Source organism: Albidovulum aestuarii (assembly GCF_029961185.1).
Classification (GTDB): domain Bacteria; phylum Pseudomonadota; class Alphaproteobacteria; order Rhodobacterales; family Rhodobacteraceae; genus Albidovulum; species Albidovulum aestuarii.
In genome coordinates this window covers 577,729-599,574 of record NZ_JASBQQ010000001.1, presented here as the reverse complement: position 1 = coordinate 599,574, position 21,846 = coordinate 577,729, and the positions used below count along the sequence as shown (strand labels likewise).

Here is a 21,846-nt window from a genome sequence, read left to right as displayed (position 1 = left end):
AAAGACACCGCCTCCCGGTCACGTTACCGTGGAGGTCAGACATATTGGACTTCGGTGCGAAGGTCCAAGGTCAAATTCGGAAAGGGCTGCTGAGATGTCCTCCGCGTCCGTGACGCTCGACGAAATACTTGCCGCCCGGGATCGGATCGGGACGGCGTTGCGCCGGACGCCGATCGAGATGTCGACGAGCCTGTCGGAGATGATGGGCGTGCCGGTTCATCTGAAGCTGGAGCACCAGCAGATCACCGGCAGCTTTAAGCTGCGGGGCGCCACCAATGCCGTGCGCCGTCTGGCCCCGGCAGACCGGGCGAAGGGGGTCGTCGCGGCCTCTACCGGCAATCACGGGCGGGCGCTAGCCCATGCCGCGCGCGAGGCCGGTCTGCCTGCTGTCATCTGCATGTCCAACCTTGTGCCCGCGAACAAGGTCGAGGCAATCCGCGCGCTCGGCGCCGAGATCCGCATTGTCGGACACTCGCAGGACGATGCGCAGGAAGAGGTTGACCGGCTGGTGGCTGAGGTGGGCATGGTCATGCTGCCGCCCTTCGATCATGCCGATATCATAGCCGGGCAGGGCACACTCGGGCTCGAACTTCTGGAACAGGTGCCTGACGTGGAGACGGTTCTGGTGCAATTGTCCGGCGGGGGCCTGATCGCAGGCGTGGCAGCAGCGCTGAAGGGGATGCGGCCCGGTATTCGTGTCATCGGCATCTCAATGGAACGCGGGGCGGCGATGCAGGCGTCTTTGGCGGCGGGCCGCCCGGTTGAGGTGGAGGAACTGCCGACGCTGGCTGACAGTCTTGGCGGCGGGATCGGGCTGGAGAACCGCCACACATTCGCGATGGTGCGCGATCTGGTGGATGAAGTCGTGCTTCTGTCCGAGGCGGAGATCGCCGAAGGTGTCCGCCACGCCTATTGGAAGGAACGCCAGATCGTCGAGGGCGCGGGCGCGGTCGGGATCGCGGCGCTGCTGGCCGGTAAGGTACGGCCTTCGGGCAAGACAGTGGTGCTGCTTTCGGGTGGCAATATCGACATGGGCCTGCATCACCGCCTAGTTTCGGGCGAGGATGTCGACGTGGCGAAAGGATAGAGATGCCGGGGATACGGATACTGAGTGAAACGGAACTGCGGCGGGCCATTCCGCTCGATCTTGCGGCCGTGAACTGCGTGGCGGAGGGTTTTGCCGCGCTGGGGGGCGGCACGGTCGAGATGCCTCCCATCCTGTCCATGGGCATTCGGGAAAACAACGGCGAGGTCGATGTAAAGACCGCCCATATTGCCGGGGCCGAAAGCTTCACGATCAAGATGTCGCCGGGATTTTACGACAATCCCGCGATCGGCCTGCCAACCACGAACGGGATCATGGTGGTGTTCTCGGCAAAGACCGGGCAGGTCGAGGCGCTGCTTCTGGACAATGGCTATCTGACGGAAGTGCGCACTGCCGCCGCCGGGGCCGTCGCGGCCCGGGCGCTGGCGCGCGAGGACGCCGCGACCGCCTGCATCGTCGGCGCGGGGATGCAGGCGCGGCTTCAGCTGAAGGCGCTCTGCCTTGTCCGGCCGATCACCTCGGCAGTGATCTGGGCGCGGGACGGGGCCAAGGCTGCTGCAGCGGCGAAGGAGCTTTCCGCTGACCTTGGCTTTCCGGTCACGGCGTCGGGCGATCTTGCCGGCGCGGTTTCGGGTGCCGATGTGATCGTGACCACGACCCCCGCCGCCGAGCCGCTGATCAAGGCCGACTGGCTGCGCCCCGGCCAGCATGTGACCGCGATGGGCTCGGACCAGCATCACAAGGCAGAGCTTGACCCCGCCTGCCTGATCCGTGCCGATCTTTACGTGCCCGACCGCCAGAGCCAGACCGCGACCATGGGCGAACTTCGCGCCGCTATCGAGGCCGGGCTGATCCCGCCCGACCGCACCTTCGCCGAGCTTGGCGATATCGTCGCGGGCAAGGCCCCGGGCCGCACCTCGCCCGATCAGATCACCATCGCCGACCTGACCGGCACCGGCGTTCAGGACACCGCCATCGCCACCTTTGCCCGCCAACGTGCCGACAAGGCGGGCATCGGCACAGATTTCAACAGCTAACCGCGAAAGTAGCCTCAGATGACCATGGCCACGCTTTACTTCACCCGGCAGGAATATGCCGCCCGCATCGCCAAGACGCGCAAGGCGATGGCGGCGAAGGGGGTCGACCTCATCATCGTCTCGGACCCGTCAAACATGGCCTGGCTGACGGGCTATGACGGCTGGTCCTTCTACGTCCATCAATGCGTGCTCCTGGGGATGGAGGGCGACCCGGTCTGGTTCGGACGCGGGCAGGACGCGAACGGGGCGAAGCGCACCGTCTTCATGTCCCATGACGATATCATCGGCTATCCGGATCACTACGTGCAATCGACAGAACGGCACCCGATGGATTACCTGTCGGAGCGTATCGCTGAGCGTGGCTGGGATAGGGCCCGGATCGGTGTCGAGATGGACAATTACTGGTTCTCGGCTGCTGCCTTCGCGAGCTTGCAGAAGCACCTGCCAAACGCCCGTTTCACCGACACGACGGCCCTTGTGAACTGGCAGCGTGCGGTGAAGTCCGAGCAGGAGCTCGACTACATGCGTGTCGCCGGCAAGATCGTCAGCAAGATGCACCGGCGCATCTTCGAGACGGTCGAGCCGGGGATGCGCAAATGCGATCTCGTGGCCGAGATCTACGATGCCGGGTTGCGCTATGACGAAGGGATCGGCGCGGGCGGCGACTATCCCGCCATCGTGCCCCTGTTGCCCTCGGGCGCGGATGCATCCGCGCCGCACCTGACCTGGGACGACAAGCCGATGAAGTCGGGCGAGGGCACGTTCTTTGAAATCGCCGGGGCCTATCACCGCTATCACTGCCCGCTGTCGCGCACCGTATTCCTGGGCAAGCCGACGCAGACCTTCCTCGATGCGGAAAAGGCCGTGCTGGAAGGGATGGAGGCTGGGCTCGAGGCCGCGAAGGCGGGCAACCTCTGCGAGGACATCGCGCACGCTTTCTTCGGAGTGCTGAAGAAATACGGGATCACCAAGGACAACCGCACCGGCTATCCGATCGGCATTTCCTACCCGCCCGACTGGGGCGAGCGCACCATGTCGCTCCGCCCCGGCGACAAGACCGTCTTGGAAGAGAATATGACTTTCCACTTCATGACCGGCCTCTGGATGGAGGATTGGGGATTTGAGATCACCGAAAGCATCGTCATCGGCAAGGGCGCGCCCGAGCTTCTGGCCGATGTGCCCCGGCAAATGGTGGTGAAGGGATAGCCCATGAAACCGAACCCCATTTCGCCCACCATTCCGTTCGATCAGGACGGTGCCCACCATGGCTTCCTGCGCCTGCCCTACAGCCGCGACGACAGCGCCTGGGGGTCTGTCATGATGCCCATCACCGTGATCCGCAACGGCGATGGCCCGACCGCGCTTCTGACCGGCGCCAATCATGGCGACGAATATGAAGGGCCGGTGGCGCTGATGGATCTGGCGGCAACGCTCGACCCGGCCGAGGTCACGGGTCGGGTGATCATCGTGCCCGCCCTCAACTACCCGGCGTTCCGCGCGGGCACCCGCACCTCGCCCATCGACAAGGGTAATATGAACCGGTCTTTCCCCGGTGCGCCCGATGGCAGCGTGACGCAGAAGATCGCGGATTATGTCCAGCGCACGCTGGTGCCGCTGGCCGATATCGTCCTCGACTACCATTCGGGTGGCAAAACGCTCGACTTCCTGCCTTTCGCCGCTGTCCATGTGTTAGAGGACAAGGCGCAGGAGGCGGCCTCAGTCGCCGCGATGCAGGCCTTCAATGCGCCCTGGTCGATGATGATGCTGGAGATCGACGCGGTTGGTATGTTCGATACGGCTGTGGAGGAACAAGGCAAGGTCTTTGTCACGACTGAGCTCGGCGGCGGTGGCACAGCCACCGCGCGCACGATCGGTATCGCGAAGAAGGGGGTGCGCAATCTCCTGATCCATGCCGGTATCTTGAAGGGCACGCTGGAGACCGGGCCGACGGTGAACCTCGACATGCCGGATGGCGACTGCTTCCACTTCGCCGAAGATGACGGGTTGATCGAACCGATGGCGGATCTGGGCGACGCCGTCGCTCGGGGCCAACCGCTGGCCCGGATATGGGCTCCTGACAGGACCGGCGTTCCGCCCGTTACGATTTCGGCAAAACGTGCGGGGCTTCTGACTGCACGGCACTTCCCCGGCCTCGTCAAGGCGGGCGACTGTGTCGCGGTGATCGCGGTCGAGGTCTGACGGTCTGGAACAGAGCGGAGGCTCCGACCCGGTCAGACCCCGAGATTGGGGTTCAGACACGCCATCGGTTCGGGGCTTTCCTCGACCGCGATCAGCGGCAGGCCGAAGGGATCGCCCCGGAACTTGGCCAGAAGACCCTCATCGCTTTGCCAGAACGTCCAGCATTGCGGCTCGGAATTGTCCTCATAGACAAAGCAGATAAAGCCCTGATCCTCGTACCATTCACCCTTGCGGCAATCGTCGCCGAGAAAGGCCCAGACCACCTGACGGCCCGGCTGGTACTGTTCGACGCCGTAGGGTTCGCCGCCGGAATTGTAGAAAAGCGTGCGTCCCACCGTCGCCGCCTCGAACTCCTCCGCCGTCAGTGGCCCGCCGGGCTCGGCCGCGATGAGCGCCGTTCCCAGCAACAGGGCAAGTGCGGTTCCGCTGATCCGTGGCAGGTGGGTCATTCCGGGGCCTTTCGATCTGCCGCGCCAGAGTGCCAGAAAGCGCATGCTTAGGCCAGTGTGGCGCTCAAGCCTCGATACGGCGGCGCATGGCTGCAAGCCGCCGGTCCATGAGCCGGTGCCAGACCGGCGGGATCAGCGCGATCGTGGCCATGACCGGTAGTGAATGCGGAAGGCGAGGTGTTTCGGTCACCGGGTTCAGCCCCAGTTCGGGATAGGGCCGTGCGGGGTGGGCGTGGTGATCGGCATGGCGCGAGGCGTTCAGCATCATCATGCCCGAGAAGGCATGGGGTGCGTCCCAGCTATGGCCGGGTCCCGCAGGCTCCAGTGCGCCGGAGGGTAGTTCGCGGCGCAAAAGGCCGTAGTGCTGCACGTAGTCCGACAGAAGAAGCTGCGCCTGCGCATGGGCGCAGAGCAGCAGATAGGCCAGAAGCCCGTCAATGCCGAAGAGGGACAGCACCAAGATTAGCGCTAGTGCCGCGCCGCCGAGGTAGATCGAATATGGGTTAATGCCAGCAAGCCCCGTCAGCCGCGCCTTTTCGCGGCGGTTTTTTTCCATCTCATATCCCGCCACGAAGGCACCCGGCCAGGCGCGGGCGGCGAATGCATAGAAGTTTTCCCCTTCGGCGGCGGTGTTCGGGTCGTCAGGCGTTGCCACGAAACGGTGATGCACCAAACGGTGGGCCGATGTGTGATGGCCGAAGAGAAGCGAGATATAGACCGCCATGCCCAACCCGAAGAGCCGCCGGTCGGAGCGGTGAATGAGTTCGTGCGCGTTCGAGTTCGACACCTGCCCGAACCAGAGGCCGAAGGCGAGGAAAGTGGCGATACCGTCGAAAAGGCCGAGGCCCGATCCACCGGAAAGCGCCCAGAGGCCGATCACGAGGAGCAGGAAATGCACTGCAGCGAGCAGGACTGAAAGCCGGTCGGCCACATCGACGCTCTTTGGCTCGGGCCCAGTCTGTCCACGTTCCCGGGCAACTTCGTCGGCGACGTGAAGAACAAGGGTCATCGACAGCAGGGCAGGCAGACTCCAAACCCCGCCCAGAACGGCGGCAAGGATTAGAAGAGTCACCGGCGCGAGCGTTGCCAGCAGGAAGGGACGCAAAGGACGCCATGGCGCCCACGCGGTCTTCAGCTTCTGCTGCCAGGTCTCGGATGAAGCAGCGGCGGGGTGGGGCCGCGCATCTGCATCCGGACCGGCCGGAGCGGGCTCGAGTCGTTCCGGTTCGATCTTTCGCTCTTGTGAGGTCGCTGGAGCGGTGTCCTCTGAGAGGGCCGAAAGGACCGAGGCGATCGCTGCATCGTCTGCGCCAGACTGGTCGTCCATGTCCGGCCGCTTCGGGTTGTCACCGGTACGGCGTCGGGTCAGTCGGGACAGCGGGTTCAGAACCATGGGCGATACATCCTTGCAGGCGCAAATCTGGCAAATCCCGCCGCCGTCGTCGACCCCTGTTCGTGCCGCCACGTCAGACCCCGTGACCGGTTGACCGGGGCCGGGTGCCATGACCTTCTCCTGCCAAACCCGGAGGAACCATGACCGCGACCACCCTGTTGATCTTCGCCGCGCTTCTGGCCACCCTTTACGAAATCGCCTTCTGCTGGCGCGAAACCTCCTGGCCTAAGAGCGTGATCAAAACGGGCTCGGTCGCGGTGCTGGCCCTCGCCGCGCCGGGTCTCGCCGCCCCCATGCTTATCGTCGCGGGATTGGCCCTTGGGGCGCTGGGCGACTTCTTTCTCTCGCGCCCCGGGGAAAAGGCATTCCTTGCCGGGATGGCGGCCTTCGCTGCCGGCCACCTCGCCTACGCTGCTGAGTTCTGGACGCCGGGCACGCTGCCGCCCCTTGTTCCCGCGCTGGTGCTTCTGGCGCTTGGCATATCGACCGAGTTTTGGCTCGCACCCCGAACCGGAGCGCTGCGCTGGCCGGTCCGGGCCTATGTGGGTGTCATCACCCTCATGGCGCTTGCGGCCCTGACGCTCGGCCAGGACCGGCAGGTCACGCTGTGGGGCGCGGTCCTTTTCGTCTTGTCCGATCTTTTTCTGTCGCTTGACCTCTTCGTGGTCAAAAGCCCCGGCCTGAACCGGCTCCTGAGCCATGCGCTCTGGGCGGCCTACTGGTCGGGTCAGGCGCTGATCCTTCTGGGAATGGCCGCCAACCCGCCCTTCTGACCCTTCCATCGAGAGCGCGAAACGACTAGGTGGGGACAAGACCACCAGCCGGGGCCGCTTATGTCGTTCTTCAAGAAGCTCAAGGACAAGCTTTTTAAATCCTCCTCGAAGCTTGAAGAGGGGCTGGAGGCGATTGTTGCCGAAGGGGCTGAGGAGGAGGTGGAAGCGCAGGCCGCGACACCCGAGCCGCAGCCGGAGCCCACGACCAAACCCGAGCCGATCCCCGAACCCGAACCGGAGCCGGAACCCGAGCCGATCCCGGCGCCCGAACCAGAGTCTGAACCGGAGCCCGAACCGGAGCCGGAACCTCAGCCGGAGATTGAACCCGAACCAGCCCCTGTGCCGGACCCGGTCGAACTCCCCCCAGCCGCGCCCGAAGTGCAACCGGCACCCCCGGTGGAGGCACCGCCAGCAGCGCCGGAACTGCCGGAGCCCGCACCGGTCGAATTGCCGGAACCTGCCCCCGTCGAAATCCCGTCGCCGTCACCTTCGGTGTCGAACGAGCCCCTTGCTGAACGCCCGGGTTTCCTTGGCCGCCTGTTCAAGCGTCCTGCCGCCCCGTCCGCGCCGCGCCGGGTTCTCGATGACGCGATGCTCGAAAGCCTTGAGGAACTGCTGATCCAGTCCGATATGGGCGTCGACACCGCGCTACGCGTTGCCGCGAACCTCGCTGAGGGGCGGATGGGCCGCAAGCTTTCGGTGCCCGAGATCAAGGATCTGCTAGCCGGCGAGGTCGCCCGGATCATGGAACCGGTCGCCAAGCCCATGCCGCTTTACAAGACCAAACCCCAAGTGGTGCTGGTCGTCGGCGTCAACGGCTCGGGCAAGACCACGACAATCGGCAAGCTCGCCAGCCAGTTCCGTGCCGCGGGCAAGAAGGTGGTGATCGCTGCGGGCGACACGTTCCGCGCCGCCGCCGTCGAACAATTGCAGGTCTGGGGAGAGAGGGCAGGGGTCCCGGTCATGACCGCGCCCGAAGGCTCCGATCCCGCGAGCCTTGCCTTCGATGCGATGACGAAGGCGCAGGCCGAGGGTGCCGACCTTCTGATGATCGACACGGCCGGGCGGTTGCAGAACCGGCAGGACCTGATGGAGGAGCTGGCCAAGATCGTCCGGGTGATCCGCAAGAAAGATCCGGACGCACCGCACAACACGCTTCTGGTCCTCGACGCCACGACGGGACAGAACGCGCTCAGCCAGGTCGATATCTTCCGCAAGATCGCCGATGTCTCGGGTCTTGTGATGACCAAGCTCGACGGTACCGCCAAGGGCGGCGTCCTCGTCGCGCTCGCCGACAAGTTCGGCCTGCCGATCCATGCAATCGGCGTTGGTGAGCAGATCGACGATCTGTCGCCCTTCGACCCCGAGGAGTTTGCCCGTGCGCTTGTCGGCAGTGACGGCTGACCGCGCGGATGACCGCCTGGCTCGGCTCGATTGAAGGCACGGACCTTGGCAGTCAGGTGGCGATGGGGCTCGCACTCTTCGCCGCCTTCACCCATGCGTTGTTCGGTGCGCTGCAAAAGGGGCGTCACGATCCCTGGCTGAGCCGGGCGGCAATCGACATCTCCTATGCGGTCATCGCGCTGCCCTTCGCGTTGTTTGTCGTGCCCTGGCCCGAGCCGCATATGTGGCTCATCTTCGCGGGCGCATTCGTGATCCATATCGGCTACAAGTTTTCGCAGGCCATGACGTACAGCCGGGGCGCATATGCGGTGGTCTATCCGGTCGTGCGCGGCACGGGGCCGTTTTTCGCGGTCATCGGCGCGGGGATTCTCTTCGGCGAACACTTCACCGCCGGTCAGTGGGCCGGTGTCGCGGTTCTGCTGACCGGCATCTTCGGGCTTGCCGTCTACAACTTGCGCACCATCACCGTGGACCGCGAAACGATGGTGCCCGCACTCTTCTGGGCGGTTGTCACCGGCATGTTCGTGGCGCTCTACACGACCTACGACGCCTACGGCATCCGCGCGACCGCGGACCCGTTCACCTTCCTCGCGTGGTTCTTCCTCATCGACGGGCTCTTCATGCCGGTCTATACGTGGCGGCGCTGGCGGCGCCTGCCGTCGTCCGAGATCGTGCCGCTGATGACGCGGGGTGTAATCGGGGCCTTCACCGCCTATTTCAGCTTCGGGGCCATCCTTCTGGCCACGCGGCTCGATAATGTGGGGGAGGCGGCGGTGCTGCGCGAGACCTCGACAGTCTTTGCCGCCCTCATTGCCTGGCTGATGCTCGGTGACCGGGTCGGGCCGCGCAGGCTGACGTTGATGGCTTTGATTGCGGCGGGCGCTGTGATCGTGAAACTGACGGGGTAGGGCCAATGGCCGGAAAGAAGATCAATCCGTGGCTGAAGCTGGGGCTGGAGCTTGGCCCTGTCATCGCGTTCTTCGTGGCCTTTGTCCGGCTGAAGGATCAGACGGTGACCATTGGCGGCACCGACTATGGCGGCTTCATCATTGCCACGGCGGGGTTCGTGCCGCTTCTGGTCCTGTCGACGCTGATCCTGTGGCGGCTGACAGGCAAACTGTCAGCCATGCAGATCGCGACGCTTGTGCTGGTCGTCGTCTTTGGCGGGCTGTCGGTCTGGTTCAACGATGAGCGGTTCTTCAAGATGAAGCCGACGCTCATCTACCTCATCTTCGCAGGCGTGCTGGGCTGGGGACTCATGAAGGGCAAATCCTACCTTGCGCTGGTGCTGCAGGATGCGATGCCGCTGGAGCATGAGGGATGGATGATCCTGACCCGCCGCCTGACGGTCTTTTTCTTAAGCCTTGCGGTGCTGAACGAGGTGATCTGGCGCACGATGTCCGATCAGGCCTGGGTAAACTTCAAGACATTCGGCCTGACAGCGGCGATCTTCCTTTTCTTTATGGCGCAGGGGCGTGTGTTCCGGGACTACGAGATCGAAGAGAAGGACAGCTGAGTGCCCTGCTTTCCTTCTCAGGATGCATCGCTGTAGACTTCATGTCGGAGCGACTGGGGGGGGAATGGCTGATACGGCTGACTTTGAGAAGATGGAGTTCGATGGCTGGGGCAATCCTGACATCGCCAGTGGTTATGCGGATGGGTTCGCCTTTGCCACTGCACTGGTGGCTGAAGAACTTGCGAATGCAGTTTCGGCAGAGCCGGGAATGCAAGTGCTTGATCTTTGCACCGGGCATGGCGTCGTCGCGGCAAGACTTGTCTCGCGCGGCGCGGCTGTTACAGGGTTGGATTTTTCCGATGCCATGATCGAATTGGCGAGCTCTGCAGTTCCGCAGGCCCGATTTGTACGGGGCGACGCCATGGCGATGGACTTTCCCGATGCGAGCTTTGACGCCGTTACCATCGGTTTCGGCGTCCCGCACTTCTCTGACCCTCTGGCTGGTTTGAGCGAAGTCGCCCGCGTACTGAAACCCGGGGGAAACTTAGCGTTTTCGATCTGGCATGGGAAAGGGTCTGATGGGGCTTTCGGTTGGCTTTTTGACGCTGTGGGTCGGTTGGGAGATCCTTCTGTAATCCTGCCTGACGGGCCTGACGCGCACCTTCTTGCCGACAGTAAAAATGCCAAATCTATCGTAACATCGGCTGGCTTCGTTGATGTCCAGGTCTCGGAAGTGAATTCCCAATTGCGTGTTGAACGCCCGGAAGCCCTGTTTGATGTTTTTGACAAAGGCGCAGTCCGAGCGGCTTCTTTGCTTGGGGGACAGTCTTCACCCCAAAGGGACGCCATTCGAGAGTACCTTGCTGCACGAACGCGCAAGCAGGGAAAGAGGAATGGCGCCGGTTATCTTGTCCCAGCTCCGTCAGTTGTTGTTTCCGCGGTTCGGGCCGGACGGTAGGGGTAGACAGTCGAGCAGGTCCGAAAGAGTTGCAGAAAAGTCCCGCATTTCTGTCGTTCCACCGTTAAGGAAAACGCATCTTTTCACGCACGTCCCCATGGTCACAGAGGCTACCGCCAAAGCCAGGACTGGCTGGCGAAAAGGCCCTGAAGCTTGGACAACAGCCGGTTGGCCTTGCCGGGTGCCGGAATCTCGTGATGGGCGAGGCGGTCGACGATGACCTCGGGCGGACAGGGCAGGCCTGTCAACGGGTCAGTGTAGCGCGGATAGGCGATCAGGGCGGCATGGACAAAGGCGGCGAGTGTCGGGCGTGCCTTGCGCCGCGCCGGGGTGGGGAAGAGGTCACGGGTCAGACCCCAGCCGCCATAGAAGGGCATGCCAAGACAGGTCACGGGCTTGCCACGCAGAAGCGCCTCGAACCCGAGCGTGGAGGTGATGGTCCAGACCTCGTCCACCGCTTCGATCAAAGCCGCCGGGCTGGCCCCGCGGACGATCATGTTGGCATGGGACATCGCCTCGGTTTCTGGAACCGCACCGGTTCGCAGCCCCGCCTCGACATCCGGATGCGGCTTGTAGATCACGATCGCATCGGGGTTCTCGGCGCGGACCCGGGCGAGGAGGGCAGCATTGGTATGCTCCTTGCCCGCGCCAAGACGGATCGAGGCATCGTCCTCCACCTGACCCGGCACGAGAATGCGGTGGCCTTTAGGCAGGTCCGGCATCGCGCCGGCGTCGAGGTTGTATTTCGACAGCCCGAACCGGACAAGCCGGGCGATCAGACGTTCCGCCCGCACCTCGCCTCCCTGTGGCGGTCCGGCCGCGACCAGCCGCTCCAGATCACTTTCGCGCGCCGGGTCGTAATATATCCCCCGTCGGTCGGCGACGAGGGACAGCGGTGGCACGAGTTCGGCGCCGAGGCCGCGCGAGCGCAGGAACCCGTCTTCCACGCGTCGGACTGGAGTGTTTTGGGCAAGCGCCGAAAGGCTGTCGGGCTCGCGCCCGGCCCAGACGAGCAGGCCGCGCCCCTCGGCCTTCGCGCGGCTAACGGCGCGGCCCGGATCCTCCTGAAACCTGAGCCGCTTGTCCCGCCCAAAGGTCTTTTGCAGATGTGCCCGTTTCCAAAGCCGCATTCCGAGGGCGACATGGCCGCCCTGGTCTTCGCGGAACGCGCGAACCTGCGCCTCTAGATAGTCCACCGCCTCTTCGAAACTGCACAGCCGGTCGCGGCAGGGGTCGTACCATGTGGGTGCGAGGATCATCGCGGCGGCGAACAACTGGGCGCGGGTCAGGCGGCGTTCTCGCCGCGCGACGGGGTTTTCGTCCTGGGTCAGACCCCAACCGGCATAGAAGGGCTGGCCGAAGACGCGCGGCTTGTGGCCCGCCATGATCGCCTCGAACCCTAGTTGGGACGAGACGGTGTAGACGCCGACCGCACCTTCCATCAGGGTCCAGGGTGAAACCGGCGCCGTTACGACCGAGATTAGGCCATGGGCGTGACCCTCGTTGAAATGACCAAGCCGGTGACCTGCCTGCGTATCGGGATGGGTCTTTATCACGATGCGCGCGCCGGGATGTTCCTCCTGCGCGAAAACCAGCATTTCGCGGAAGGTCGCGGCGGTCGCCCCGCCATGGCGGATCGACGCGTCGTCGCGGGTCTGGTCGATCACCAGCACGTAGCCGGGATCGGGCACCGCAAGGGTTGGATCGAAATTGTTGTACTTCGACAGATGCGCCGCTTTGAGCCGGGCTATCCCGTCCCGCGCGCGGTCGAGGACCGCAGTGTCGTCGAGCGGATGCGTGGCAAGGATCTGTTCGATCGCAGAGGGGGTTGCGCTGTCGAAATGCACGCCCTGTTCGTCGATCATCAGCCCTAGTGGCGGTTCGCCGCCCGCGCGTCCGGGCCGGACTGAGCGCAGGAAGGCGTCCTCGACCCGGACCACCGGCGTATCCGTCCAGTCCGACACCTTTTCCCCGCGTGGTGCGGTGGGGCTGCGACCCCAGACACCTATGCGGTCATCGGGCCCGGCCGGTCGACCAACCCGAACGTCATAGCCTGCGAGTGTGAGAATACGCCGGATGCGCGGCTGGGTCAGGAAGCCACCGGAAAAAACGAAGAGCTTCCGGGGGACGTTCCCCGTCCCGTCCATCAGTTCCCGGTGGCCTTTGATAGCGCATTGGCCGAGCCCGCTGTTCCGGTCAACGCGCTGAGCAGTTTCTGCCAGCGGGTATAGGGGGCCTCGGTCACGTACACGGTATCGCCGTCGCGGATCATGAAATCCCGGGCGTTGAAGAGGCCCGAAGGTTCCGTCAGATCGAGGATATAGGCAATCCGCTGCGGTCCGATGAGATCGGTTCGGCCCAGTACGATATTGGCAGTCGCCGGGTCCTCATCGCGCAGGACGAAGACACCGGTCGGGTCGGCGGCGTTCGTCGACAGGCCGCCGACCTGGGCAATCGCCTCGATTGCAGACAGTTCCTGGGTCTCGAAGTGCACGCGGTTTTGCGCCCCGGTCGCGCCGATCGCGGTGAAATTCCTCTGATCCTTCTCGACGAGGATCACGTCCCCCGGACGCAGCGCGATGTCGAATTGGGGATTGGAATAAAGGTCCTTGAGCCAGATACGCCCCGTATGGTGGCCACGGGTCACCACGATCTGCGCGATCTCGGGCTCGATGGCCACACCGCCAGCCTTGGCCAGCATCGCCGACAGGGTTCGCGTCGGACGTTCAATCGGATAGACACCCTGGCCGCCAACCCCGCCCATGACGGAAACCGTCGCGCCGTCCCCGGCGAGTCGCGCCACGGTGACCTGCGGGTCGGGGGTCTGGGCGTCGAGTTTTTCCGTGATGATTCGGCGCAAACCTTCGGGCGTGTTTCCGGCGGCCTTGATCCGGCCCGCATAGGGCACGAAGATGAAGCCGTCGCCATCGACCTGCATTTCCTGCAATGCAGTCGAATTCATGCCCGGACCTGCCAGAAGGCCGTTGTCGACGTTCTCCCAGATCGTCAGGCCAAGAACGTCACCCGGGCGAATACCATCAGAACCGATGACACCAGCCCCGAGAAACCCGTTGGTGAAACCGAGCGGCGGAACCATGGCGGTCGCGCGTGCAACCTGCGCGGTGACGGGGATGATGAATGTATCGCCCTGCTCTTCGACCGAGCCGGCGCGAATCTCTCCCTTCGTCGGTCCCGATCGCGGCAAGCCACAGGCAGAAACGCCGGAAAGCACTGCAAACAAGGCCATCGCTGCGGTGATGCGTGACGAAACTGGTCTCAAGATCGGCTCCTCCGCCGGGACTTCTGCCTCTGGTTTTGCGGCAGCCTACTGAATGCGCTCGTCCAATTCCAGACGCGCTATTCCACCGCGACCAACTGTTGCCTTGGTGCCGCTTTGCCCGCGACGAGCGCATCATACGGGTCCTCGTCGGCCAGGATCATGTCGGTCACCTGCCGCAGCAGGTGTCGGCGTCCGCGCGCGGAATAAAAGCCGCCCGGTATCTGCGAGGTTTCGAGCAGATAGTGGCGATAGTCGCGATAGGCGCGGCTGTCCGGACGCCGGGGGCTGGCGAAAAACTCCGCAAGCGGCTGATCCGAGACAAATTCCGGCTGATTGTAGACAGCGCGACCGAACGCCTTGAGCGGCAGTCCGCGCCACAGCACCTGCTGGCCTGCGGTGGAATTCACGGTGACCGCGCTCCGAGCGCCGTCAAGAAGTTGCGCAAGTTTGCCGCCGCGCACGAAATGGACACGGTCGCCGATCCTGAGCCGCCTTGCGGTTTCCCTTATGGTGCGCGTGACCGAGGCACGTTCGTCCTCAAGCGGGTGGGCCTTGAAAACGATGTGGTGATGCGTCGGCGCCCCGCGCGCGAATTCCTCAAGGCAGAGGGTTAGGAACTCTGTCATCGAGGCGAAATCGGAATGGGCCCGAAAGCTCGCATCATGTTCAAGCTGCATCAGGACCAGGTGGTATGGGAAGCCGCCGCCGCGAATACGCCAGGTCGCGATACGTCGCTCCAATGCGTGCAGCGGCATCAGAAGCAGCCGACGCAGGTAAAGATGGAACTCCTCCGATACCGTGATGCTGCGATGCGACCGCATATTGCAGTAACGCTGGTTCAGGGCCAGGAGGATGAAGTGATAGAGCGCGCCGTAAAAGATATGCTCGCGCATGTCGCCCCAATGGGAAGGCGCCTTGGGCTGTTCCATTTCCGACCGCGCGAGGGCCGCCTGCATCGCGGCGACAGGCATCGACATCAGGCGGGAATGGCCGTTTGACCCTCCGCGTTCGTAGGTCACCCAGTAGGGGCGCAGGTAGCCTTCCTCGAAGACATGCACCGTGATGCCGTGCCGTTTCGCGGCTGCGATGGCTTCGGCGTGAACCGGCCGAGCGTCACCATAGAGAATGAGATCGGTGATCGCGTGGTCGGCGAAAAGCTCGTTGATCGTATCCGGCCAGTCCTCGATCCTGCCGCGAAACGGGATGTAACCCGGGCGCCGCCAGAAAAACTCGTCGCCCCGGTTGAAGCCGACGCGCCAGACCTCGGCCCCCGCCCGGCACAGCATGTCGCCCAAGTGACGGAAGAACGGCCCATGCGGGCCCTGAAGCATCAGGACCTTTCGCGAACTGCTGGGTTGCATTTCGATGACCGGCATGCTGCTCGACCGTTTCTCGCTCGGTTTCAGGCCATTGTGGCCGTTTCTGCGCTCTTGTCACGCATTATTGCGGCGGCCAGTTGGCGGAATGCGGGCGACGTTACGAAATGGCCGATCCTCTTGCCCCGGAGCGGGGGGCGGGATAGGCAGGACGGAGCTTTTAGGGGCAAAGGAGGCGTCCCATGTTCACCGGAATCGTCACCGATATCGGCGAGATCCTTGCGCTGGAGCAGAAGGGTGACCTGCGCGCTCGGATCGCGACCGCTTACCCGGTGGAGGGGATCGACCTTGGCGCATCCATCGCGTGCAACGGTTGCTGTCTGACCGTCGTCGCGACCGGCGCAGATCCGCGCGGCTGGTTCGACGTCGATATCTCGGCCGAGAGTGTTGCCAAGACCAATATCGGCGACTGGACCGTCGGGCACCGCATCAACCTTGAGCGGGCGCTGAAAGTCGGTGACGAACTCGGTGGCCATATCGTCTCGGGCCATGTCGATGGCGTGGCCGAGATCGTGGCGATGAAGGACGAGGGCGACAGCACCCGCTTCACCTTCCGCGCGCCTGAGGCTCTGGCGGGCTTCATCGCGCCCAAGGGCTCGGTCGCGCTTAATGGCACTTCGCTGACGGTGAACGAGGTGAACGGGGCAGAGTTCGGCGTGAACATCATCCCGCATACGAAAGAGGTCACCACCTGGGGGCAGGCCAAGGTCGGCGACCAAGTGAATATCGAAATCGACACGCTGGCCCGCTATGTCGCCCGTCTGAGGGAATGGGGCGGGCAGGGCTGAGGTCCGGTGCAAGACCGCCCGGAATGAATGCGCGCGTGCGCGCCGCCGGGCAGCGCCCGACCGCCCCATGGGCGGGCTCTCCGCGACGTTGCGAAGGGAAACCACGTTGGAATTGGCGGCACCATAAAGTGCCTATCACGACCCTTACGGCGCCCACCCGCGGTCGGGCGCTGCCCGGCAAGTGTCGGCGGGCTTTGTTCCGGCGCGATATAATCAGCCCGGAAATGGCGCGCTTGCCGGGGTGAATGTCGCCTGCGGGCTGGCCAAAGCCCTGTCATTCGTCTATCGCCTCGCGGGGAGAATTCACCGGGGCCGATCACATGACCGACGATCTGACAGCCGCCATTTCCTCGACCGAGGAGATCATCGACGAGGCCCGCAATGGCCGCATGTTCATCCTTGTCGATCACGAGGATCGCGAGAATGAGGGCGATCTGGTCATCCCCGCGCAGATGTGCACCCCGAATGCGATCAACTTCATGGCCACCCATGGGCGCGGCCTGATCTGCCTGACGCTTTCCTCGGCCCGGATCGAGGCCCTTGGCCTGCAACTGATGTCGGCCAAGAACTCTTCCCGGCACGAAACCGCCTTCACCATCTCCATCGAGGCGCGGGAAGGCGTATCGACCGGCATTTCTGCCCATGACCGGGCGTTGACCGTGGCGACCGCCATCGACCCCTCGAAGGGCCCGCAGGATATCGCGACGCCGGGCCATATTTTCCCGCTGCGCGCCCGCGATGGCGGTGTGCTGGTCCGCGCCGGCCATACCGAAGCCGCGACCGATATTTCACGGCTCGCGGGCCTTAACCCCTCGGGCGTGATCTGCGAGATCATGAACGAAGACGGCACCATGGCGCGGCTGCCGGATCTGGTGACATTCGCGCAGAAACACGGCCTTAAGATCGGCACCATCTCGGACCTCATCGCCTATCGCCGCCGCCACGATAACCTCGTGCGCGAAACTGGCAGCCGAACTGTCACTTCGGCCCATGGCGGCGACTGGACCATGCGTATCTTTACCGATCAGACCGAAGGTACCGAACATGTCGTTCTGACCAAGGGTGACATCACCACGGCCGAGCCGGTTCTGGTCCGTACCCATGCACTGAATATTCTCGAAGACGTCTTGGCGCTCGGCCCGTCGCCCGAAGGCGAACTGGCACGCGCGATGAAGATCATCGCGAAAGAAGGGCGGGGAGCGGTTTGCCTCTTCCGCGACCCGAAGGCGAAGCTGGTGGCAGAGGAAGAGGACGGACCGCGCACGATCAAGCAGACCGGGCTTGGGGCGCAGATCCTGTCTTCCATGGGGTTGAAGCAGTTGATCCTGCTGACGGATTCGCCGCTGACGCGCTATCTGGGCCTTGACGCCTATGATCTGCATATCACGGGCACCCGCCCGATCACCGAAAGCTGAGACATGGCCGCGCAGGAACAACACTACATTCTCGATCTGCCCAAGTTTGACAAGAAGGTGCGGCTTCTGATTGTCGTTGCGCCATATTACAGGGACATCGCGGACAACCTCATCGCGGGTGCGAAAGCCGTTGCCGAAGAGGCGGGCGCCGAGGTCGATCTGGTCGAGGTGCCCGGCGCGTTGGAAATTCCGACAGCCATCGGCATGGCCTCCCGCATGGCAGATTACGACGGTTTCGTCGCCCTTGGCTGCGTGATCCGGGGCGAGACAACGCATTACGACACGGTTTGCAACGACTCGTCGCGGGGTCTCACAATGCTCGGCCTTTCGGGCGTGGCGGTCGGCAACGGCATTCTGACCGTCGAGAACCGCAAACAGGCCGAGGTCCGGGCCGATCCGGCCGATCAGAACAAGGGGGGCGGTGCCGCAGCGGCGGCCTTGCATCTTGTCTCGCTTTCCCGCAAATGGGCGCGCCGGACGAAAGGCATCGGGTTCAAGCCGCAGGGCGAGGAATTCCGCATCGCCGGCGACAGCGAAGGACCCAAGACCGCATGAGCGACGCCACCCCGAAACCGACCACTGCCGAAAAGCGCCAGATGAAATCTGCCGCGCGGCTTTATGCCGTGCAGGCGCTATTCCAGATGGAGGCTTCGGGCCAGACCGTCGACAAGGTGCGGCGCGAGTTCGAAAGCTTCCGCTTCGGAGCGGTCTATGAGGGCGACGAGATGGCCGAGGGCGACCCGGACCTGTTCCGCAAGATCGTGGAAGAGGCGGTGAACTGGCAGGCCAAGATAGACCAGATGACCGACCGGGCGCTGGTGGCGAAATGGCCGATCGGCCGCATCGACCCGGTGCTTCGCGCGCTCTTCCGTGCTGCAGGCGCCGAACTGACGGATGAAAAGACCCCACCCAAGGTGATCATCACCGAGTTCGTCGATGTCGCCCGCGCCTTCTTCCCCGATAGCAAGGAACCGAAATTCGTCAACGCCGTCCTCGATCACATGGCCCGCGAAGCCCGGCCCGAGGCGTTCTGATGGGCATCGCCGCACAAATCCTGATCGGTCTTGTCGCGGCCCTGCACCTTTACATCCTCTGGTTGGAGATGTTCGCCTGGGAAAGCCGGGGGCCGAAGGTTTTTCGCGGTTTTCCGAAAGAGTTGTTTGCGCCGACCAAGGTGATGGCGGCCAATCAGGGGCTCTATAACGGCTTCCTCGCCGCGGGGCTGATCTGGTCGCTCCTCGCTGACGCGGCGACCGCCCCCCGGATTGCCACCTTCTTCCTCGCATGTGTCGCGATTGCCGGGATCTTTGGCGCGCTGACCGCCGCCCGGCGTATCTTTTACGTGCAGGCGCTGCCCGCGCTCATCGGGCTTGCATTCGTCTGGCTGACATGAGCCGATGCGACAGCATGTCCCTGTGAAATCCACAGGACGACGCTAGATTGAAGGGGAAGGGAGATGCCCATGCCCGCACTCGTCCGCCTTTACATCCGCAATGTGATCATTGGCTTCCTGCTGTCGGCGGTCTTCGTGGGCCTGCTCATGTGGCTGAACGTCGCCAATCTCTGGCACCTCATCTCGTCCTCGCCCAAGGGCTGGATCGCGGTCGTGATGCTCGTCGTCTTCAACGGCATCGTCTTTGCCGGCGTTCAGTTCGCGATCGCGGTCATGCGGCTCGGACACAATGACGGGCCGGGCGGCGGTCGCCGTTCCACTGTTCAGGTAGAGCCTGTGGCCATACCGGTCACGGTAAAGACGCGCAGGTAGTCCTTTCCCGCACATAAATCTCATCGCGCGGTGCCAGCATGAGCGTTAGGTTTGACGGGAAAAGCGACTATGGCGATGATCAGCAACGCGGATGAATTCTTCAGCAAGGGCTGTGGTCGGTGCGTCCGGTTCGCGACGCTTGATTGTTCGACTCGCCTGTGGACCGACGGATTGAACGATCTGCGCCGCATCTGTCTGGACATGGGATTGGATGAAGTCGTGAAATGGGCGCATCCAACTTACATGCATGCTGGCCGCAACATAGCTCTTATTAGCGCTTTCCGGGACGACTTCCGACTAAGCTTCATGAATCCGAGCCTTCTGAACGATACAGAAGGCGTGTTGGTTCCGCAGGGGCCGAACAGCCTCACACCGGGAACGATCCGATTTACGGATGTCGGGCAGGTCTCACCATTGGGGCCCGTGATCCGGTCCTATCTGCGTCAGTTGATGGATCATGCCGAGGCAGGTACGCAACCGGTGAAAGTGGTGCGCGAGATTGACATGCCCGATGAACTGGCCGAGGCGCTGGATGCCGATCCGGAACTGGCAGAGGCGTTTCACGCGCTGACGCCGGGGCGCCAGAGAAGTTACATGTTCAACCTCAACCAGGCCAAGCAATCCGCGACACGCATGGCCCGTATCGAGAAATTTCGCGACAAGATCATTTCTGGAAAGGGCGCGATGGAGCGTTAGGGGCTTGCAAATCTACCCCGTTGGTCCATCGCACAACGTTTTTGTGCAATTTAGTAGTGGCGGGAACCGCGGCAACCGTGGCGGCGTGAATTTCCCGAGAGCCTGGCTGAACCAGGTGGGCGCCGGATACCGGGACCACGATCCCGGCAGAGCCAGCTCCCTCGGAAGAGATTATCGGCCACTGGAAAAGGGCCACGCACGAGAGGGGCAGAACCCGCCGTTCCCACAGATAGGGCCGACACGGCCCGTCGGCAAGGGTTCTCAGCGTCCGGCGACACGCAGAATTGGCGTGCGCTTCTTGATCATCAGTACCGTCAGTTCAGCGACCATCGCCAGACCAAGAATGTAGAACTCGGCCATGCCCATGCCTTCAGGCTCGGGCGACAACGCATTCAGCCCGGCATCGACCAGCCAGAGCGCGAGGAACCCGCCAAAGATCGAGGCGTGTTCGCGCTTGATCACGGTGCGCAGGCAGAACGGCAAGGCGGGGCGCTGCCAGCCGGTCACACGCGGAATGAAGGCCGGGACTTCTGCCGCCCAGTCTCGGTAAGCGGCCCCGTATTTCTGGGCGAGGAAGCCTTCCTCGGCCGCGATGATCCGCTCGTAATAGAGCATCAGCACCAGCGCAAAGACCAGCGTCAGGGTCACATTCTGAGTGTAGGCGACGACACCCACGTACATCATGCAATTCCCGAGATAGAGCGGGTTGCGCACCAGCGAATAGGCGCCGGTCGTATTCAGCGCCTCGGCGATCTGTGCCTTCGTGTTGCGCCCCGATGTCCCCGCCGGAACGAAACCCACAGTCAGGATCCGGATCGCCTCGCCAAGCACGACGAGCGCTATGCAAAAGCTTTCGTAAAGATCGCCGAACCCCTCACCGAAGCGCAGTTCGATCGCTTCACCGTTGAACAGCGTCAGGGCGATGAAGGGTACGAAGGCCAGAAGTACATAACTGCGCCAACGAAAGAGGCTCTGCCCCGTTCGCTGCATGTGATCGCCAAGTAGCATCCGACTCTCCTCGCTCTGACTGCGCGTGCGAAGCACGGGTCGGGTCATCCGCGCCATACAACTCCGGTTGCAGAACCCAACAAACCGGCATTTCGCGGTGGGGCGGTGCCCCCTCTGGACACATGTTCACTTTATGTTCATATTTCGCCCATGCAGGACGATCTCATGCCCGGACAACTCCTCGCGCGCGGCGTTTGTCGCCATCTTCTGCACCATGGCTTTGTCACGGTGGAGGAGTTGGTGCCGACCTCCGGGCTGAGGCTGGATGTGCTTGCGCTGGGGCCGAAGGGAGAGCTGTGGATCGTCGAATGCAAGTCGAGCCGGGTCGATTTCACCTCGGACCGCAAGTGGCAGAACTATCTGGAATGGGGCGACCGGTTTTTCTGGGCCGTGGATGCCGATTTCCCGGTGGAGCTGCTGCCCGAGGGCACCGGTCTGATCCTCGCGGATGCCTATGATGCCGAGATTGTGCGTATGGGACCTGAGGAGCCTTTGGCCGGGGCGCGTCGCAAAGTGATGCTGCAAAAATTTGCCCGCCACGCCGCCCTGCGCCTGCAGGGCTTTCGCGATCCGGGCGTCACCGCTTCGGGGATTTCCCCTTAGGACTGCCCATACTCCGCGCGGCTTCGGCCGCGGCGCGCAGTTCCTCGGCGATCTCCTCGGCTTCTTCCGGGTCGAAATCGAGCGGCAGTTCCAGCCCGTCGGCCTCAAGATAAATCCGCACCATGCCGAGCGTCGTCGGCCCGATCTGCAGATTCGCCGAGATGTCGCTTTCCTTGTCGATCCCCATGATCGGCCTCCGTT

24 protein-coding genes and 1 other RNA gene are annotated in these 21,846 nt (G+C 63.5%); 17 read left to right on the top strand and 8 right to left on the bottom strand.

What is annotated here, in order from left to right; translation table 11 throughout:
- Positions 1-94 precede the first annotated feature (94 nt).
- From eutB to doeB, 4 genes are read left to right on the top strand one after another with little or no spacing between them, the layout of a single operon-like run.
- On the top strand, positions 95-1,087 hold the full coding sequence (gene eutB / locus QKW60_RS03100) for a hydroxyectoine utilization dehydratase EutB (RefSeq protein WP_282366327.1): 993 nt from the start codon (positions 95-97) through the stop codon (positions 1,085-1,087).
- Positions 1,088-1,089: 2 nt separating this feature from the next.
- Complete coding sequence (gene eutC / locus QKW60_RS03095; protein ID WP_282366325.1) at positions 1,090-2,082, top strand: ectoine utilization protein EutC; 993 nt, start codon at positions 1,090-1,092, stop codon at positions 2,080-2,082.
- Positions 2,083-2,100: 18 nt separating this feature from the next.
- Positions 2,101-3,288 carry an ectoine hydrolase DoeA gene (doeA, locus tag QKW60_RS03090; protein ID WP_282366323.1) on the top strand — a complete coding sequence of 396 codons (1,188 nt, stop codon included), beginning with the start codon at positions 2,101-2,103 and terminating at the stop codon, positions 3,286-3,288.
- A 3-nt stretch (positions 3,289-3,291) separates the two neighbouring features.
- Positions 3,292-4,281, top strand: a complete 990-nt coding sequence (gene doeB / locus QKW60_RS03085) for a N(2)-acetyl-L-2,4-diaminobutanoate deacetylase DoeB (protein WP_282366322.1) — start codon at positions 3,292-3,294, stop codon at positions 4,279-4,281.
- A gap of 32 nt (positions 4,282-4,313) precedes the next feature.
- Here doeB and QKW60_RS03080 read toward each other — a convergent pair whose 3' ends face one another.
- Entirely contained in the window at positions 4,314-4,730 is a 417-nt protein-coding gene (locus QKW60_RS03080) for a hypothetical protein (RefSeq protein WP_282366321.1), read from the bottom strand.
- Positions 4,731-4,794: 64 nt separating this feature from the next.
- Complete coding sequence (locus tag QKW60_RS03075; RefSeq protein WP_336619145.1) at positions 4,795-6,234, bottom strand: alkane 1-monooxygenase; 1,440 nt, start codon at positions 6,232-6,234, stop codon at positions 4,795-4,797.
- A gap of 29 nt (positions 6,235-6,263) precedes the next feature.
- Here QKW60_RS03075 and QKW60_RS03070 point away from each other — a divergent pair, with 29 nt between their 5' ends.
- The 5 genes from QKW60_RS03070 (at position 6,264) to QKW60_RS03050 (ending at position 10,714) form a co-directional block, all read left to right on the top strand.
- Positions 6,264-6,896 carry a lysoplasmalogenase gene (locus QKW60_RS03070; RefSeq protein ID WP_282366319.1) on the top strand — a complete coding sequence of 211 codons (633 nt, stop codon included), beginning with the start codon at positions 6,264-6,266 and terminating at the stop codon, positions 6,894-6,896.
- A gap of 60 nt (positions 6,897-6,956) precedes the next feature.
- A complete protein-coding gene (ftsY, locus tag QKW60_RS03065; protein ID WP_282366318.1) occupies positions 6,957-8,300 on the top strand; it encodes a signal recognition particle-docking protein FtsY in 1,344 nt (447 codons plus the stop codon).
- Between the two features lie 8 nt (positions 8,301-8,308).
- Positions 8,309-9,208 carry a DMT family transporter gene (locus QKW60_RS03060; protein WP_282366317.1) on the top strand — a complete coding sequence of 300 codons (900 nt, stop codon included), beginning with the start codon at positions 8,309-8,311 and terminating at the stop codon, positions 9,206-9,208.
- 5 nt (positions 9,209-9,213) lie between these two features.
- A complete protein-coding gene (locus tag QKW60_RS03055) occupies positions 9,214-9,816 on the top strand; it encodes an inner membrane-spanning protein YciB (RefSeq protein WP_282366316.1) in 603 nt (200 codons plus the stop codon).
- A 64-nt stretch (positions 9,817-9,880) separates the two neighbouring features.
- A complete protein-coding gene (locus QKW60_RS03050; protein WP_282366315.1) occupies positions 9,881-10,714 on the top strand; it encodes a class I SAM-dependent methyltransferase in 834 nt (277 codons plus the stop codon).
- A 110-nt stretch (positions 10,715-10,824) separates the two neighbouring features.
- Here the strand turns inward: QKW60_RS03050 and QKW60_RS03045 are convergent, their stop codons facing one another.
- The 3 genes from QKW60_RS03045 to QKW60_RS03035 all read right to left on the bottom strand — a co-directional run bounded on the left by QKW60_RS03045 (position 10,825) and on the right by QKW60_RS03035 (position 15,355).
- Positions 10,825-12,861 carry a capsular polysaccharide biosynthesis protein gene (locus QKW60_RS03045; RefSeq protein ID WP_282366314.1) on the bottom strand — a complete coding sequence of 679 codons (2,037 nt, stop codon included), beginning with the start codon at positions 12,859-12,861 and terminating at the stop codon, positions 10,825-10,827.
- A complete protein-coding gene (locus QKW60_RS03040) occupies positions 12,861-13,994 on the bottom strand; it encodes a polysaccharide biosynthesis/export family protein (protein ID WP_474001823.1) in 1,134 nt (377 codons plus the stop codon). The genes QKW60_RS03045 and QKW60_RS03040 overlap by 1 nt, the downstream gene beginning before the upstream one ends.
- Positions 13,995-14,071: 77 nt before the next feature.
- Entirely contained in the window at positions 14,072-15,355 is a 1,284-nt protein-coding gene (locus QKW60_RS03035; protein ID WP_282366313.1) for a capsule biosynthesis protein, read from the bottom strand.
- 197 nt (positions 15,356-15,552) lie between these two features.
- On the opposite strand from QKW60_RS03035, the gene QKW60_RS03030 reads away from it, so the two are divergent.
- The 7 genes from QKW60_RS03030 to QKW60_RS03000 all read left to right on the top strand — a co-directional run bounded on the left by QKW60_RS03030 (position 15,553) and on the right by QKW60_RS03000 (position 20,034).
- Entirely contained in the window at positions 15,553-16,158 is a 606-nt protein-coding gene (locus tag QKW60_RS03030) for a riboflavin synthase (RefSeq protein WP_282366312.1), read from the top strand.
- Positions 16,159-16,478: 320 nt separating this feature from the next.
- On the top strand, positions 16,479-17,573 hold the full coding sequence (gene ribB / locus QKW60_RS03025) for a 3,4-dihydroxy-2-butanone-4-phosphate synthase (protein WP_282366311.1): 1,095 nt from the start codon (positions 16,479-16,481) through the stop codon (positions 17,571-17,573).
- A gap of 3 nt (positions 17,574-17,576) precedes the next feature.
- Positions 17,577-18,128 (top strand): 6,7-dimethyl-8-ribityllumazine synthase, encoded by a 552-nt coding sequence (locus tag QKW60_RS03020; protein WP_282366310.1) that lies wholly within the window; start codon positions 17,577-17,579, stop codon positions 18,126-18,128.
- Complete coding sequence (gene nusB / locus QKW60_RS03015; protein ID WP_282366308.1) at positions 18,125-18,607, top strand: transcription antitermination factor NusB; 483 nt, start codon at positions 18,125-18,127, stop codon at positions 18,605-18,607. The genes QKW60_RS03020 and nusB overlap by 4 nt, the downstream gene beginning before the upstream one ends.
- Positions 18,607-18,966 carry a DUF1304 domain-containing protein gene (locus QKW60_RS03010; protein WP_282366307.1) on the top strand — a complete coding sequence of 120 codons (360 nt, stop codon included), beginning with the start codon at positions 18,607-18,609 and terminating at the stop codon, positions 18,964-18,966. Before nusB ends, QKW60_RS03010 begins: the two co-directional genes overlap by 1 nt.
- Before the next feature lie 69 nt (positions 18,967-19,035).
- Positions 19,036-19,338 (top strand): hypothetical protein, encoded by a 303-nt coding sequence (locus QKW60_RS03005; RefSeq protein ID WP_282366306.1) that lies wholly within the window; start codon positions 19,036-19,038, stop codon positions 19,336-19,338.
- Between the two features lie 69 nt (positions 19,339-19,407).
- Positions 19,408-20,034: a YdeI/OmpD-associated family protein gene (locus QKW60_RS03000; protein WP_282366305.1), complete on the top strand. Its 627-nt coding sequence runs from the start codon at positions 19,408-19,410 to the stop codon at positions 20,032-20,034.
- Between the two features lie 59 nt (positions 20,035-20,093).
- Here the strand turns inward: QKW60_RS03000 and ssrS are convergent.
- Both ssrS and QKW60_RS02990 read right to left on the bottom strand, forming a co-directional pair.
- A non-coding RNA gene (gene ssrS, locus QKW60_RS02995) (6S RNA) lies at positions 20,094-20,251 on the bottom strand.
- Positions 20,252-20,295: 44 nt separating this feature from the next.
- Positions 20,296-21,042 carry a methyltransferase family protein gene (locus QKW60_RS02990; RefSeq protein ID WP_282366304.1) on the bottom strand — a complete coding sequence of 249 codons (747 nt, stop codon included), beginning with the start codon at positions 21,040-21,042 and terminating at the stop codon, positions 20,296-20,298.
- A gap of 150 nt (positions 21,043-21,192) precedes the next feature.
- Here QKW60_RS02990 and QKW60_RS02985 point away from each other — a divergent pair, with 150 nt between their 5' ends.
- Positions 21,193-21,645 (top strand): MmcB family DNA repair protein, encoded by a 453-nt coding sequence (locus QKW60_RS02985; protein WP_419762638.1) that lies wholly within the window; start codon positions 21,193-21,195, stop codon positions 21,643-21,645.
- Here QKW60_RS02985 and QKW60_RS02980 read toward each other — a convergent pair.
- Positions 21,620-21,832, bottom strand: a complete 213-nt coding sequence (locus QKW60_RS02980; RefSeq protein ID WP_282366302.1) for a DUF6324 family protein — start codon at positions 21,830-21,832, stop codon at positions 21,620-21,622. The genes QKW60_RS02985 and QKW60_RS02980 overlap by 26 nt on opposite strands.
- Positions 21,833-21,846: the final 14 nt, after the last annotated feature.

Bases quoted from the DNA above. Each gene is read 5' to 3' on its own strand.
- eutB (WP_282366327.1), top strand. From the start codon at position 95: ATGTCCTCCGCGTCCGTGACGCTCGACGAAATACTTGCCGCCCGGGAT.
- eutC (WP_282366325.1), top strand. From the start codon at position 1,090: ATGCCGGGGATACGGATACTGAGTGAAACGGAACTGCGGCGGGCCATT.
- doeA (WP_282366323.1), top strand. From the start codon at position 2,101: ATGACCATGGCCACGCTTTACTTCACCCGGCAGGAATATGCCGCCCGC.
- doeB (WP_282366322.1), top strand. From the start codon at position 3,292: ATGAAACCGAACCCCATTTCGCCCACCATTCCGTTCGATCAGGACGGT.
- QKW60_RS03080 (WP_282366321.1), bottom strand. From the start codon at position 4,730: ATGACCCACCTGCCACGGATCAGCGGAACCGCACTTGCCCTGTTGCTG.
- QKW60_RS03075 (WP_336619145.1), bottom strand. From the start codon at position 6,234: ATGGCACCCGGCCCCGGTCAACCGGTCACGGGGTCTGACGTGGCGGCA.
- QKW60_RS03070 (WP_282366319.1), top strand. From the start codon at position 6,264: ATGACCGCGACCACCCTGTTGATCTTCGCCGCGCTTCTGGCCACCCTT.
- ftsY (WP_282366318.1), top strand. From the start codon at position 6,957: ATGTCGTTCTTCAAGAAGCTCAAGGACAAGCTTTTTAAATCCTCCTCG.
- QKW60_RS03060 (WP_282366317.1), top strand. From the start codon at position 8,309: ATGACCGCCTGGCTCGGCTCGATTGAAGGCACGGACCTTGGCAGTCAG.
- QKW60_RS03055 (WP_282366316.1), top strand. From the start codon at position 9,214: ATGGCCGGAAAGAAGATCAATCCGTGGCTGAAGCTGGGGCTGGAGCTT.
- QKW60_RS03050 (WP_282366315.1), top strand. From the start codon at position 9,881: ATGGCTGATACGGCTGACTTTGAGAAGATGGAGTTCGATGGCTGGGGC.
- QKW60_RS03045 (WP_282366314.1), bottom strand. From the start codon at position 12,861: ATGGACGGGACGGGGAACGTCCCCCGGAAGCTCTTCGTTTTTTCCGGT.
- QKW60_RS03035 (WP_282366313.1), bottom strand. From the start codon at position 15,355: ATGCAACCCAGCAGTTCGCGAAAGGTCCTGATGCTTCAGGGCCCGCAT.
- QKW60_RS03030 (WP_282366312.1), top strand. From the start codon at position 15,553: ATGTTCACCGGAATCGTCACCGATATCGGCGAGATCCTTGCGCTGGAG.
- ribB (WP_282366311.1), top strand. From the start codon at position 16,479: ATGACCGACGATCTGACAGCCGCCATTTCCTCGACCGAGGAGATCATC.
- QKW60_RS03020 (WP_282366310.1), top strand. From the start codon at position 17,577: ATGGCCGCGCAGGAACAACACTACATTCTCGATCTGCCCAAGTTTGAC.
- nusB (WP_282366308.1), top strand. From the start codon at position 18,125: ATGAGCGACGCCACCCCGAAACCGACCACTGCCGAAAAGCGCCAGATG.
- QKW60_RS03010 (WP_282366307.1), top strand. From the start codon at position 18,607: ATGGGCATCGCCGCACAAATCCTGATCGGTCTTGTCGCGGCCCTGCAC.
- QKW60_RS03005 (WP_282366306.1), top strand. From the start codon at position 19,036: ATGCCCGCACTCGTCCGCCTTTACATCCGCAATGTGATCATTGGCTTC.
- QKW60_RS03000 (WP_282366305.1), top strand. From the start codon at position 19,408: ATGGCGATGATCAGCAACGCGGATGAATTCTTCAGCAAGGGCTGTGGT.
- QKW60_RS02990 (WP_282366304.1), bottom strand. From the start codon at position 21,042: ATGCTACTTGGCGATCACATGCAGCGAACGGGGCAGAGCCTCTTTCGT.
- QKW60_RS02985 (WP_419762638.1), top strand. From the start codon at position 21,193: ATGCAGGACGATCTCATGCCCGGACAACTCCTCGCGCGCGGCGTTTGT.
- QKW60_RS02980 (WP_282366302.1), bottom strand. From the start codon at position 21,832: ATGGGGATCGACAAGGAAAGCGACATCTCGGCGAATCTGCAGATCGGG.